This window comes from Aequorivita flava (genome assembly GCF_038742595.1).
In the GTDB taxonomy this organism is placed as follows: domain Bacteria; phylum Bacteroidota; class Bacteroidia; order Flavobacteriales; family Flavobacteriaceae; genus Aequorivita; species Aequorivita marisscotiae.
Map to the genome: position 1 here is coordinate 1 of NZ_JBANCF010000022.1, position 15,138 is coordinate 15,138.

The 15,138-nt window shown below is 31.2% G+C and carries 10 protein-coding genes and 1 tRNA gene; 5 read left to right on the forward strand and 6 right to left on the reverse strand.

What is annotated here, in order from left to right:
* Positions 1-244: 244 nt before the first annotated feature.
* On the forward strand, positions 245-622 hold the full coding sequence (locus VZD24_RS14885; RefSeq protein WP_342688061.1) for a hypothetical protein: 378 nt from the start codon (positions 245-247) through the stop codon (positions 620-622).
* A 97-nt stretch (positions 623-719) separates the two neighbouring features.
* On the opposite strand, the gene VZD24_RS14890 is transcribed toward VZD24_RS14885, so the two are convergent.
* The 6 genes from VZD24_RS14890 to VZD24_RS14915 form a co-directional block, all read right to left on the reverse strand.
* Positions 720-1,181, reverse strand: a complete 462-nt coding sequence (locus tag VZD24_RS14890; protein WP_342688062.1) for a hypothetical protein — start codon at positions 1,179-1,181, stop codon at positions 720-722.
* Between the two features lie 6 nt (positions 1,182-1,187).
* The gene (locus VZD24_RS14895) at positions 1,188-1,766 is read right to left on the reverse strand and encodes a hypothetical protein (RefSeq protein ID WP_342688824.1); all 579 of its coding nucleotides are present in this window, start codon (positions 1,764-1,766) and stop codon (positions 1,188-1,190) included.
* Position 1,767: 1 nt separating this feature from the next.
* Positions 1,768-3,693 (reverse strand): ATP-binding protein, encoded by a 1,926-nt coding sequence (locus tag VZD24_RS14900; protein ID WP_342688064.1) that lies wholly within the window; start codon positions 3,691-3,693, stop codon positions 1,768-1,770.
* Positions 3,693-7,340 (reverse strand): Eco57I restriction-modification methylase domain-containing protein, encoded by a 3,648-nt coding sequence (locus tag VZD24_RS14905; protein WP_342688065.1) that lies wholly within the window; start codon positions 7,338-7,340, stop codon positions 3,693-3,695. The genes VZD24_RS14900 and VZD24_RS14905 overlap by 1 nt, the downstream gene beginning before the upstream one ends.
* Positions 7,340-10,651 carry a helicase-related protein gene (locus VZD24_RS14910; RefSeq protein WP_342688066.1) on the reverse strand — a complete coding sequence of 1,104 codons (3,312 nt, stop codon included), beginning with the start codon at positions 10,649-10,651 and terminating at the stop codon, positions 7,340-7,342. The genes VZD24_RS14905 and VZD24_RS14910 overlap by 1 nt, the downstream gene beginning before the upstream one ends.
* 423 nt (positions 10,652-11,074) lie before the next feature.
* Positions 11,075-11,162 (reverse strand) — tRNA-Ser (locus tag VZD24_RS14915).
* A 187-nt stretch (positions 11,163-11,349) separates the two neighbouring features.
* On the opposite strand from VZD24_RS14915, the gene VZD24_RS14920 reads away from it, so the two are divergent.
* From VZD24_RS14920 to VZD24_RS14935, 4 genes are all read left to right on the forward strand, one after another.
* A complete protein-coding gene (locus VZD24_RS14920) occupies positions 11,350-11,988 on the forward strand; it encodes an NAD(P)H-dependent oxidoreductase (RefSeq protein WP_342688068.1) in 639 nt (212 codons plus the stop codon).
* A 94-nt stretch (positions 11,989-12,082) separates the two neighbouring features.
* Positions 12,083-13,276: a DegT/DnrJ/EryC1/StrS family aminotransferase gene (locus tag VZD24_RS14925; RefSeq protein WP_342688069.1), complete on the forward strand. Its 1,194-nt coding sequence runs from the start codon at positions 12,083-12,085 to the stop codon at positions 13,274-13,276.
* 349 nt (positions 13,277-13,625) lie between these two features.
* Positions 13,626-14,528: a DUF4412 domain-containing protein gene (locus VZD24_RS14930; RefSeq protein WP_342688070.1), complete on the forward strand. Its 903-nt coding sequence runs from the start codon at positions 13,626-13,628 to the stop codon at positions 14,526-14,528.
* Between the two features lie 22 nt (positions 14,529-14,550).
* Entirely contained in the window at positions 14,551-15,033 is a 483-nt protein-coding gene (locus tag VZD24_RS14935) for a hypothetical protein (RefSeq protein WP_342688071.1), read from the forward strand.
* Positions 15,034-15,138 lie beyond the last annotated feature (105 nt).

The window sequence follows — 15,138 nt, forward strand, 5'->3', positions numbered from 1 at the left end:
AGTACAACAATAGAAAACATCAGGGAATTAAAAGACAAAAGCCAAGAAACCTTTATACTTTTGAAAAACAAGTTCAACTAAAATCAGCTTGATAGTGGTCTAAAGAATAGGTAGTACTACAGAACTCATTGGTTTTCTCTCTACAAAAAATTACTTAGAGGACGACGACATTCCTTATCCAACTTTAAAGAATGTAGAAGAAGTAACAGGACTCAAACCCTCTCAATTAAGAAAACAACTTAAATTGATTTACGATAGATTGTTTCACCATGAGTTTCAGATGGATTTTTATGACACTGAGGTTCATATTTGTATAGAACATTTTAAAAGGTACGCATCATTTAAGTGCTCAAACTTAAACTATATACCGAGAATTGGTGAGAATATTATTTTAAATTTTCTTCAAGCCAAAGTAGGAACTAGTTATTTCTACGTTGAAGATGTACGTCATGAATTTGTGGAGAAGAAGCAAATTATTTTTTTAATGTTAAAAGGTGGGTTTTATAACTCATATTGGTATTATAGAAAACATAAAGCCATCGAATTAAGAGAAATTAGTGTCATGGATGAGCTTAATCTATACGATCTTCAAATTAAAGCAAAGCTGGGTAGAAATTATTAAAACACATAGCTAAAACTAGTGTACACTAAAGCGATTTTATGAAGAGGATTTTAAGGTACGAAGAAACTGGTTTTTGGGATGTGGGGACTTTTTATTACTACTTTATCTTACTAAATTTTGGTGCATTACTCATATCATTGAACTTTGGGTATTTACCATTTTTCTCAATGTAAATTGCCCAACAATCATATTCACACTTTGCTACTTCTCCCATTATTCTTAAATCTTTTGGTAATGGATTTTTTATGTTACATTCAAAAGGTCTTATTGCAACATAGATATTGCTCTTTATATCATCATAGTTTTGATAAGCATATAGGAATCTATCCGCACCACCGTGATGTGTTCTAATCTTTTTAATAGTCGCATCAAATTGACGTAAACGACTTCTTAAACCACCTTTTGAGTTAGTAATTCCAATATATTCCAATTCTGGAATAAAGTCAAAAGTGTTAAGAGGTTTAGATGAAACAGCAATACAATAAATACCAGGATACTTAATACCAACTAAACTATTTCTATCTTCCCATTTTACCCAATTTGTAAACTTTTCTACCATAATTTTTTATTCTAATAATGATGCGTAATTACGTGTGTTTAAAAACTGACCGAATGCAAAAAAGGCTTCATCTAATTTCTTTATATCTTTTATATTTTGCGACTTTATAAATGGTAAATACCGTTCAAAATAGAATTGCTCTTTAGCTTTATTGTTAATTGACGTATTTGAAATATTAGACCAATCTTCTTTATGGATAAATAAAAATGTTCTGTGGATGTGCTGGTCATAGATAGGGTATTTAGTTGGTTTTATGATGTGTAATAAAAATATCTTCCAAACTGCTGATAGGTTTTTAAATTCCTTTTTAAATACTTCAATATCTAAAACATCACTATTCTTTAACTTATTAATAACTGTTAGTTTGCTATTGATTTTAGTATCTAAAGACTTTTGCTTTTGAACACTTAAACGCATACCGTTTTTCCATTCATATAAGTTTTGAATATCATTTTTGGTTAGTGGTTTTTTACTGATTGATGCTTTATAAATAGCTTCGTTTGAGAATGAATAAAGTTTAGACCAAAAATTAATAAAGTCATTTAAATCAACTATATCAGTATTATTCAATATGACTAAATTCATTTTATAATGCATCTATTAATGACTGAACTGTCACATTTTTACGATTTTCAATAGTATTATTTTCAATATTTATTGGATTGATGCCTAAAGTAGCACAGGTTTCTTCAACAATAGTGTGTATTGATTCTTTTTCGATATTTATATTTTTTGTTTCTGTACCATTGTCATTAATATAGGTGATGTTTGCTTTACAAAACGAAGAGAGTCTTTTCGTGCCGTTACTTTCTATAACCATTAACCAATCTTTAATTGTAATACCTATAGTGTAAATTGTACCATCTGCTTTAGTAAATGATATTTTGAATGTACTATTTGGTTTTGCTATTTGAGCATCTCGTTTAATCAGCTCAAGTTTTTTTAAAACTTCTAAAATTTTAATCAACTCAATCTTATAAATTGGTGAATCAATATCGTTATGAGCTAATGAATTTAGTATAACACTTTTATAAGTTTTTAAGTCCTTAAAATCTGTGTAGTCTAAACCCTCCTTTGCACAAAACCATTCCAAATGACTTATTTTGTCGTTTAAATTTTGAGATTTAGTTTCGTAAACTCCATCATTATTTAGAGATATGGCATACTTCTTTTGGTCTGGATACAAGTTATCTAATATTTCTTCACAATGAGTCCTTAAATAAATGCCTGCTGCTGGGTAATCGTGTTTATTAATAAAGTACTCTGCCTTTTTTAATTTATTTGGATGAGAATAAATAATTGGTATTTCTGTACTTGATGAAGAATCTACATACATTTCTTTATATAGCCAGCTATCTTTTAAACCTGCATTTCTGATTTTATCTTTTAAATAGAAAAATAAACTTCTATCGTGAGTCAAAAAAAGTAACTGATAATCATCTGTAAATTTGTTTGCAGGATCTAATATAAAATCAATAAGCCTATCTCGATTATTCATATCCAAACTTATCATAACATCATCAAATACTATGAACTTTAAAATATCCCCTGCTTGAGCATTAATGCGTCTTCTTAATATTGTCAAGCGAATAGCTATTGCTATCGCTGTTATTTTAGCTTCGTTTAAAAATGACTGCGGTCTATTTATTGTAATTTGTTTACCCATATAACAGGTTATTACAAATTCAATTTTAAAAGGTGTAAAATGAAAATTTACATCTGCTTTATGGTATTTTAACTCATCATAATGTAATTCAAATTCAATATCATAACCTAATTTTTCAAGCATATCAGGTGCATTGACATTAATGAAGTCTATTAAGTCCTTCATTTGCTCATTAAAATGTGTAGCAAAAGCGTTAAAAGCTTTATTTTCAGGGCTATTTTTATATACTTGGATTGTTTTGTTTTTGCCATTCACAGTTGTACCAGGACCTTTTTTAATTTCCTCATACATATCGGAAGCATTTGTGAATGATTTTATAGCCCCATTTCTAATTAAATCTTTACTTGGAAAATTAAGATATGGCAGTATATGACCAATAAATATATCCGCTAAATCCATTTTTTGCCCATTCCAAAAGTCTTGAAACTTGTATAGTACTTTATAGCTTATAAAATCTGATGCTTGATTAACTTCCCTTGCAACGGTATCATCTTTAATAGCAGTATCTAACAAAGAAACATTATATTCTAAAGCTGGGTTATGTTTGGTAACTACCTTAATGAATGAGTTATAGTGTTCTGGTATAGGTGGTGCAGCAGGAATGTTTGATGCGTGAATATTAACTAAAGACTGTTCGTGTTCTGAATGATGTTTAAAATACTTTTCTATCTCCGAAGCATCTTTTTTTAAAGAAGCCTCAAAAAGCGTATATAATGCCCAGTAAATAGAACTCTTACCACTACCATTTTCACCATAAAGCAAAAGATGTTTACCATCTAATTTTATTGGCTCTTGCTCATTAAAAAATTTGAAATTATGTATTTGTAAAGTATCTATCCTGCTCATTAGTTAACTGACTTTCTAACAACAGCTAAAGTATCTTTACTACGTGTTTCAATTAGTAATATTCTTTGACGAACTTCATTTTCTGGCTTTTGATACCATAGGTAAAAGTCCTTTATAATTACAGCTTTTTTGCTTACGTCATTAATTTTCTCAATGGATTGCGGGTTTATAAACTGTAAAACATCTAAACCTTTTTCTTTCATATGCTTTTCAAAATATAACTCGTATATCATCATATCCAATACTTCTTCTATATGAGCCGCTACTCTTTTATTTTCGGTATGACTTACAACATCTTTATTCTTTGGATTATGCAGATAGATAAGATAATCTGTCAATATTTTAAAATTATTAATATTTTCAGGTTGAATAATAGGAATATTAACTAAAGGCTCTTTATCTATTTGATAATTGTTTCCTTGCATTTTACCCTTAAAGCGTAGCCAAAAAGCAATAAGTTTTGAATTTAAAAGTGCTGTTAAGTATTTAAGATTGAATCTATCTGTTTTTATAACATAAAAAGTAGCAGATAAATAACTATCAAAATCTAAATAGGTAAATACAGGTTCTGAAGGGCATTTTCTTTGAACAGCTATTTTTTCTCCAATGAAAAAATCTTCTTTCCTTGCTCTATGTAAACCGTAAGGTTTGTTGTCTGATGTTATAATATGCTGAAACTTATCTAAATGATTCTTAATGTTAGGGTAGTTATCTAATGAATTAGGTTTGTTGAAACTGGAATCTGTATATATTATATATTTATCATCCGATTTTTCACCGAAGTATTTCTGAAAATGGCTTGTGTCTGAATAATATCTTTTAAGAAATTTAAATTCATTTTCATTTAGATTTAACTTTCCAACTTCATAATCATTTATTCCAAAAATACCGTCACCAACTTTATATGAGGAATCAAGTTGTGATAACATCTTTTTTGCGATAAAGTCATAATGCGGATGTATTCCATTCGCAACTTCAGAATCATTTAAAAATAAAATATCATTAGAAAGAATTTCGGTTAGAACATTGTCAATTTTAGGATTGTTAAAAGTAATTAGTGCATCATAATATAAAGTACTATCAAAGTTTAAAATATACTTCTCATCAATACTATCATCATTATCAAAGTTTAAGAAATGTATAAGTTCACTTTCTTTAATTGTATCATCTTTGAGCAAAGAATATCTTAATGGATACGTTGATTGAGGAACTTCTTTTTTGAGCAAATAAATCATTGTTTGAATACCTGCTGATTTAAAAACTTTATAATTCCAAAAATCTGTAAAGAGTTTGATTTCGGTTTCTTTTAAAACTTTATTTCTGAAAATAGAAGCACCAGCACTTGTAATCCAGTTATTTTGTGCAATAAAGCATTCAACACCTTTTGCTTTTAATAAATCTAAACTTATACAGGCGAAACCATACCATAAGTCCATTTTACCTTGGTAATACTCTGAATTTCTAAAACCATCAAAAGCCTTTTTACTTGTGTATTCTTTTATATAAGGTGGATTGCCAATGACTATATCAAATCCTCTTTTACTATCATCAGGGTTAATAATAGGGTTTAATATTTCTGGGAAATCTAAACGCCAATCAAAATGATTAAAAGGTTTATTATTTGTCTTTAAAGTGTTTATTTTCTGTAAGGTTCGTTTCCAACCTTCTGTTTCTAACCACTTTTCAGTTTCTTTTTTAGATAGTTTTTTTCCTGCTTGTTTTTGATACCCTTTTGTTTCGATCATTAAGGTTAATTGCTTTGAAAGAATATCTAATTTTAAATCTCTAATTTCTTTTTTTAAAGTTGACTTTAAGTTGGCATCAGCTGTGAAAAACTGTTTTTGTTTAGCAGAAATTGTTTTTAACAATTCTGTTTTTTCGTTTATCAATTCTTGAGCAAAAAAACCAGCCTTTGTATCATCAGTACTCCAATCTATCTCAATAATTTCATCCTCAAACTTACCAACTAAAGAATTTCCGACTACTATTTTATATACTAAATTAGGTAATGGTTTTGGCTCTTCCTCGTCAACTATAAGACTTAACCAAAAGCGTAGTTGGGCAATATCTACTGCGCCTTTTTCAATATCTACCCCATAAATAGAGTTTTGTATGATATTTTCTTTTACTGTAGCAGGACTCCATACTTTAAAGCCTAAATCGAAAGCAATTCGTTCTTTTAAAGCAAATATCTCTTGCAATAAACCCATAGGGAATGCACCAGAACCAATAGCAGGGTCGCATATTTTTACTTTATCTAAAAGATTATTTATTTCATTTAATTGTGTGTCTGTTAATGCTTCTTTGTTTTTTTGTTTTACAAATAGACTGATTCCGTCTTTTATCTCGACTACGCTCGATACAGGCTCATTATCACCTAAATGTGTTACTAAATACTCAATCAAGGATTCTTGCGTCATATATTGCACAATTTCCTTTGGGGTATAGAAAGCACCTTTGTCTTTATTGTCTTCCAGTAAGTTTTCAAAAATATGACCTAACATTTCAGGGTCAACCGCTACGGTATGTTCCTCTGGGCTGTTTTCGTAAATCGTAAAATTAAAGCGATTAAAAAACTCAAATAAATCTGTAAACAACTCACTTGGAAATATTAAATGGTCGAACTTATCTGATTCTTTTTCAAACAACCCTCCATTTAAGTATGGTATTTTAACGATTGAGCCATCAGGCATTTCAAAATTGTCGTTATCTCTTTTTTGGTTTAAGGTATCATAAAACAACTTGGATAGCCAAAGCGGATAAAAATTATCATTTTCTCCTGCCTGTTTGTAAAAGTTTTGAATGAAGTTTTTATCTCCGTTACCTTCTTTGTAATTCGTGTTGGTAGCACCTAACCAACCTTTTTTCTGAATAAAATATAAGAAGACTATTTGGCCTAACAACTTTTTACAGAAGTCACGAGCATCTTTTTTATCGCCATTAAAAACAGATGCTAAAAAAGGGGATGGGTTTTGAACTTTAACTAACTCATATTTACCACCTGTTTTCTGAAATTCTTCTCCAGTAAGATACTTTACGAACTTCGCATAGTGGGTTTCTCGATACTCATCAAAAAACTCTTTAGACATTGCCTCAACTGCAAATGCCTCTTGTATGTCTTTAACTTTTATTTGAAACTTGCTATCTAACTCTTGAAAGCGGTCTATTGCTGTACGGTAGGTTTCCTCTTTATCACCAAACACATAAGTATAGCGTTTTGGATTGGTTTCTTTGGTTTGTACTTGACCTTCTTCAAAAAAACTATCGTAAGCTATAAAAGAAAAACGCCAATGTTTGTCTGTAACATCTTCATATTTAAAAGTTGCAAATACTGCGTTGTTACCAATAATTAGTTTTTTTACTAATGCGCCTAAACCTACACGAGCAATTTTAACTTGTCTGAAGTCTTCAACGGTTACCTCATACAATTCAATTTTTCGGTTGTCGTGCGTTTTGAACTCACCGTACTTAACAACTTTTTTAGCTGTGCGTTTTTCGGTATCGGTTAATTCTACTTCCTGTTCACCTTCTTTATTGTAAATTATATAATCTTTTACAGATTTGTTGAAAATAGGCGTTAGTACATTTTTTTCAAATGAATCTCTATTATAACTTTCTTTGAATATTTGATATAGTGTGCTTTCCATTATTTAGCTTCGATATAAGATTCTGAAATGACAATTTGAGGTTTACTAAATAGTGAAGCTCTTTGTTGTTTTATTCTTGCTGTATCGCTAAAGTTCATTGATTTTAATACATCATTAAATACATTCTCAACAACCTTTTGAGGGTCGTTTTCTGTATTTGATTTAAAGAACTTGTTTAATTTGTTAGGTAGTTGTCTATGAGAACCTTTATAAATTTCGTCTAATGCTCTTTGTAATTGATGTTTTATAAATTCATTTTCGGCTACACCAATAAAAAACTCTAATTGCGTTATTACTTTCTTTTCGGTAGCCGATAGTTGTGCTTTTGTCACATTTTTAGTTTCGATGTTTTTGGCAATCGTTTTGAAATGCGTTAAGGCTTTTGATACTTGTTTATGATGATACTCTGGTAGCTTTACTGCCTTTTCTTTTGTAGTTGCTTTAAAAATTTTAGCTGCATTAACAAAGGTGAGTTCGTGAACGACATTGTTTTCATCTGTTTTATAGAAAACACCTGGGTGACCTTCGCTTTTTATATAGGTGATGGATGCGTTATCTACATTGATAAATGAATCTACATTACTTGTTTTACGTGCAATACGTGACTTTTTAGGAATGTTTTTGATTTGGTTGAACTTGTTGATGTTGTACTTTTTAAAACCTCTTAATTCCTGTAAAAACAATAAAGTTTCGTTAATCTCTTCTTTTAGTTTAGAACCATATAAACCAGCTTCTCCAACTTCTTCTAATTGAGAATAGATTTGACTATCCTCTCCAAAAGCAGAGTGAAACGCCTGTAACTTTTTAATTGCGGTATTGGTTAATTTAATTTGGTTATCTGATTTGTCTGATGGATAGAAATTAAATACGTGTATCTCATCGGCTTCCGTACCAATACGATTAACACGCCCTATACGTTGCATTAAACGAGTAGAGTTCCAAGGTACATCATAGTTAACAATAACATTTGAGCGGTGTAGGTTGATACCCTCTGCCAATACTTCGGTAGTAAAAATGATATTATAATCGTTTTTCCAATCTGCCTTTTCTTGATTAGCATCAAAGTTTTCTAATATAATTGGAAACTTATCTTTTCGATTATCTGCGCTAATTGTCAAAATTTTACTTAATCCTATATCGTGAAGTGTATCACTAACATATTCAATAGTTTCTTTTGATTCAGAGAATACTACTAATTTACCAGAATGATTGTTTTTCTTATTTAGGAATTTAGATTTTAAATCGGCTATGAACTTATCTAATTTAGGGTCGTAATCGATTTTTTTCCAATCTTCAACTAATTGTTTAATTTTCTTTTCATCTTCCTTTAGTAACTCAATAAAATCTTCTTTAAAGTCTTCGGCTACATATATTTGATTATTGCCACCTTTAGCATTTATCTTTTCCTCTAATGCTTCTTCGTTACCCTCATTTAAGTATTTATTAACGTCAATATCTGGTGCAACATAGACTTTATCATCTTCAAACATTTTAATCATATGCTTGGTGTTTCTATGTAGCCTTGAAAGTGACATTTTAAAGGCATAAAAACTACTTTCTAAACGTTTCACCAATAAGGTTTTCATAATTGCAGATAGCCTGTTGGAAATAGAAGTAACATCACCATATCGCTTTCTGTCCTCTTCATTAATAAGGTACTCTATAGCTCTATATCTATAAAACCCTAAACCATCAACTGGATTTCTGTTTTCATCCATTGAAGTAAGCATCGTAATTGTACTATCGAACAAAACACTTAATGCATCATCAAATTCATACTTTACTTCATTAGGTGGATTAATTTTAGGGAATACAATACCTTGTTCCTCGATGTCTTTTTTAAAGTCTTCATTGTTTACAATATCAGTACGACTACGACGAATTACTAAAGGCTCAATGACTTTATCCCTTATTTTATCGAATATTGCTTTTACCTTATCTATATCAAGAATATCGTCTTTTTTTAACTCATCATATTCATCCTTTAGAGGTTGAAAAAATGCTTGTAAATCTTTTACACTTGGTAGATTAGCATTTCTTTTATCTTGAAATAAATAGATTTGATTCTCAATATCAGCAGGATGATTATTTAGTGGTGTCGCAGAAAGCAACATCACTTTCTTTCGAGTGTCGCCATTAGATCCTGGTATTCTTCTGTCTGTTTTAGTAATAGTTTGTAGTTTCTCATACATATTAGATGTGTCGTTTCTAAACTTATGAGCTTCATCTATTACAATTAAATCATATTCATTAGGGTTTGGATAGTTTCTATTTGTACCATCTAATACCTTGTGTAAACTTCCCGTTGAAACAAAATAGGTATTGTTATCAATATGAAAATCTTTAATGGTCGTTTTCCAGTTATCTTCTAATGCAGGTGGATAAACAATTAATATTTTTGAATGGTAACCATTTTCAAAAACAAATTTCTTGGCAATAATTGAGGCTACGATTGTTTTACCTAAACCAACCACATCGGCTAAAAAGAAACCGTTGTATTTCATTAGTTTTTCATAACCTTCAATCGCAGCTTCTGATTGATATGTCAATCTTTTGTATTTGTCTGGTAAGAGTAAATCGATATTGGTTGGGTCATATTCAATACGCTTTCCAAAATATTCTATAAGCAATTTGATGTATAACTCAAATGGCGTGAATTTATCATTTAGATAAGTATCTTCTTTTAGTCCTGAAATATCAACAGGTAAAATATCTACTGATTCACTCCATAACAATTCAAACTCTTCAGAAGCAAAACGAATATCATCATAATCTCTTAATTCAACATTAAACTCATAATTTGATTTTTCACGAGAGCCTAAACCAGATTCTGTAAGATTTGAAGAGCCTGTAATTACACTTCCTGTTGAATACTCATTAAAGTCTTTAGGTTTAAAGATGTAAATTTTGGCGTGTAGGTTTTTTTCTGGGTGAGCCTTAATAGTTATCTTTTTGTCTACAATGTCTTTAATAAATTGAACAATACCTTCTTCAATATCTTTTGAGTAATCAGCCCCTTGAATATCTTCTTTAAGTTTTTTAATAAACTCGTCTTTTGTTTCTTGTGGGTCAATGATGTGTTGTTGACCTAATGAGTGATATTTCTCTAAAATGACATCTACATTTATACCTACTAAAATTCGTATTTCAGGTATGTTTTCTAAATAAGGTCTTAACTTAAAATAGCCTGTGGCTCTGAAATAACCAACTAATGCATCGAAATTATGTATGTTAGGTAAGTTCTTAAAAACTCCCTCGAATTTTTTTAAAAGACTGTTATTTGATTTGTTAGTGAAAAACTTTGTTGACATTCAATCGTAGGTATTATAAAACCATAAAAGTATAAATCTTTTTCATAGTTAGCAGAAATATTTTAAACTGATTAAATCATATTTAATATATATCTACCAAATCATATTTCAGTTAGTTAACAAGATTTAAAATTCGACCGACTATTTCTATATCTTAGTATGATCATAAGAAGGCATAATGAATACGCTGTTATTTTTATATAACTATAAATAGGGATGGAGTTTGTATTTTCTTATAAAACAAAAATGAAGATATTTTAAAAAAAAATAAATATCTAAAATTGGGGAGATTTCAGAAATAAAAATTCAGCGAGTGAATATTTATTTAAGGTCTCAAATTTAAGGTAAATGAAGAAAATAAGGTGCCCCTAATTATGCCCCCTAAAAAAGAAAACCCCGATATCATTGGGATAACGGGGTTTCTGGCGGAGAAAGAGGGATTCGAACCCCCGGAGGTGTGACCCTCAACAGTTTTCAAGACTGCCGCATTCGACCACTCTGCCATTTCTCCTTGAGTGCCTCATAAAGCTATTTGCCTTAATGCGGGTGCAAATATAAAAAGCTTTTTTAAATATTCTAACTCTTTTTGCAATTATATTTTTATAAAATTATAAGTAATTAAAATGAGGAACATTACTAAAAAATATGCAGTAATACTTTTATCAGTATTTTTGTATTTCTCTAATTTATTCAAATAAATGTCTTCAAATATAATTGATAATTTACATTGGCGATACGCAACAAAAAAATTCGATCCATCAAAATTGCTTTCGGATGAAAAGTTGAAAATCCTAAAGCAAACCTTCAATTTAACAGCCACGTCTTTTGGGTTACAGCCGTTAAAACTAATCGTGGTTTCCAACCCTAAATTAAAGGAGCAATTAATGCCTCTTTCCTATCACCAATCGCAAGTTCGGGATGCTTCCCACGTTTTAATACTCTGTATTGAAAAAAGTATTGATGAAAACTTTATTGTAGATCATTTTAAGCGGGTGGAAGGGTTGCGAAAAACGCCACGTACCATTTTAGAACCCTTTGAAAAGGATCTTATCGAGTCTTTCACCGAAAAAAATAGTGCCGAGATAAAAGATTGGATGATAAACCAACTCTACCTAACCTTGGGTGCTTTATTAACGGTTTGCGCCGTAGAAAAAATTGATGCCTGCCCGATGGAAGGTTTTCAATCTGAAAAATACGACGCACTCCTCGGTCTAGATAAAAAAGGTTTGGAGTCTGTAATTGTACTTCCGGTTGGCTATCGAGACGAATCAGATTTCTTTATTAACCTTAAAAAAGTACGTCGCGGGGTAGATGAACTTACAATTGTGATAGATTAATTTATTATAAAAATTTATCAGTTTTTTAATCTACACCCTTATCTTTGAAGGATACCTATAAATTAAAAATTACATTAACCTTAATATTTAAAAAATGCCCGGATTTGAAATTTTCGGCGCCGAAGAGCGCAAACAAGTAAACGACGTTTTAGAATCAGGAGTTTTAATGCGCTATGGTTTTGATGGAATGCGCAACAATCATTGGAAAGCACTGGAATTTGAAACAGCTTTTGCAAAACGAATGGACGCAAAATATTGCCAATTGGTTTCTAGCGGCACTGCAGCGCTAACCGTAGCTTTAGCTTCTGCTGGCATTGGTGCAGGCGATGAGGTAATTATGCCAACTTTTACGTTTGTTGCTAGTTTTGAGTCTATTTTGGCCTTGGGAGCCGTACCTATTTTGGTTGATATTGATGATACTTTAACAGTAGATCCAAAAGCAGTGGAAGCTGCAATTACACCCAAAACCAAATGTGTAATGCCCGTACATATGTGCGGCTCTATGGCCGATTTAAGAGCGTTAAAAGCCATCTGCAAAGAACACAATCTCATTCTGTTAGAAGATGCATGCCAAGCTATTGGTGGCACCTACGAAGGCAAAGCTTTAGGAAGTTATGGCGATTTAGGGTGTTTTTCATTCGATTATGTAAAAACTATTACCTGTGGCGAAGGGGGAGCTGTTTTAACCAATAATAAAAAATATGCCCTCCACGCAGATCACTATCAGGATCACGGTCACGACCACATAGGTAACGATCGCGGTGCCGAATCACATCCTTTTTTGGGGTATAATTTTAGAATTTCAGAATTAAATGCTGCCGTTGGTTTGGCACAGCTAGATAAATTAGACGGTATTTTAAAAATTCAGAAAGAAAATTATACCATTCTTCGTAATGCTTTGGAAACAGTACAAGGGGTAACCTTTAGAAAAGTTCCCGAAGGTGGTGAAGAAAATTATTCGTTTTTAAGTTTTTATCTTCCTACAGAAGAACTTACCCAAAAGGCGCACAAAGCATTAATTGAAGCTGGAGTAGATGCTTGTTTTTATTGGTACACAAACAACTGGCATTACATAAATGGTTGGGAACACCTTCGCAATTTAAAATCACTCGGCAATCTTCCTGCCGAAGTAAAAAACCAGATGCAAGATTTAAACAACACAGATTTTTCTAAAAGTGATGCTATAATGAGTAGAACTATTTCCTCATTAATAAAAATAGGATGGAAAGAAAAGCAGGTTCACGAGCGGGCAGAGGCGTTAAAAAAAGCAATTGCATCGGTATTGTAATGCTTTTATAAATTATGTTTTCATAGGTTGAACTAGATTTTTAACCAATTTAATTCAAAAACTCAGTACATTTTTCGGCTGGGTTTTTTTATACTTTTATTCTTCAAAATAGCTTCGAAATAAATTGTAGGATCTCCGACAATAAATTTATAATTCATAAAAACTTGCTATCAAACCCTTACTATATACTTATTAATTAAACTATTAAGGGAGGTAGAATTAAAGAGATTTTTCTATATTTAATTTTATTTAGTATTTTAACGATGGTTATAAAATACCTTTTGATTTAAAGTCGAAAAAAATTGATTAACGTAAAAACTTTTATAAAAACATAAATCATTAAAAAATTATGAAGACTAAACATTTACTTATTTTATTGGCTATCTTTTTTTTAGGTACAACTGCACAGGCTCAATTTCTAAAAAAACTTAAGAAAACAGCAGAAAATGCGGTGGAGAGAACTGTTTTAAACAAAACAGACCGCGAAGTATCAAAATCTACAGATAAAACCATCGACGGTGTAATACAGGGCGGAGATGAAAAAAAATCGAACGATGAAGAGGCTAACTCCGACGAACTTACCGAAGAGGAAAAAGCAAAGGTAGAACAACGAGCAATGAACATTTTTGGCGGGGGCATGGAGGGGATCCCAGATGCTTATACGTTTCAATATATGATTGATATGATGATTACTTCTAATAAGGATCAGTCAACTTTAAAATATTATGTACAACCAAATGCGGGCTATTTTGGAAATGCTATGCCAGAAGAAAAAAATAAAAACGTTATAGTGTATGATTTAGAAAATCAAGCCATGGTAATGTTTATGGATAATGACGGACAAAAAACCGCGATGAAAATGCGTATGCCTTTAGGCGAAAAAATGCAGGAAATGATTGAAAAGGGGCAGAGCGGTGAAGAAAATAATGTAGATAATATAAACATTACCCCAATTGCCGGAAAAACAATTTTAGGCTACAAGTGCAAAGGTTATTTGGTAAAACAGGAGGAAGGCACTAGTAAAATTTACATTACTAATGAAGCACCCGTTAGCTTTGTAGGCATGTTTGCAAGTATGGAAAAAATGCAAAAAGATAATAATGCACCCACTATTCCTTTTGATAAAAATTCTATGATGATGGAAGTGGAATATACTTCCAACAAGCGGAAGAGAGACAATATGCATATGATTTGTACTTCAATTAAAGAACAACCATTTACCATACGCAAAGCAGATTACAGCGGCATGTAAAACTTTTTAAAATATTTATTATTTGAAATCTCTATACGCAATAGTATGTTTAATGTGTTTTGCCCTACCCACAATATCGTACACCCAGATTAGCGTTAACGATCTTATTGAAGACGTTAAAAAAGAACGCGGCGATGCCACTGATAGTGGTAAAGATGCCGCCAATACCAAAGCCATGGAAGATTTTATAGGCGATATGGCAAAAACCGTAAATACTGTAACCAATTTGCCGCTAGAACAACGCTGTCTTGAATTAATGCATGCCCATCATAAAAAATTATTGGAAAGTACTGCTTTAATCGATAAAGCAGGTAGCAATTGTTTGAAAAAAAAGGATGCCTTAGAACTGCACTCGTTGGCCGTTCTTTCGGCTGGAACACAAATCTACTGTCCCGATGAATTCAATAGTGATAAAATAGAGTATGCGATTCTAATTTTATATGAATTAGTAAAGGAACATTGCTTTAATACGGAGAATGAGAGAGTTATTGTAATACTCCCTTAAATTCGGACCATAAGTTAAGTTGAAAATTTTTAACTTTAAACTTATGAATATGAAACGAACGAAACGAAAATTCACAATTGCTTTTAAGACCAAGGTTGCCATTGA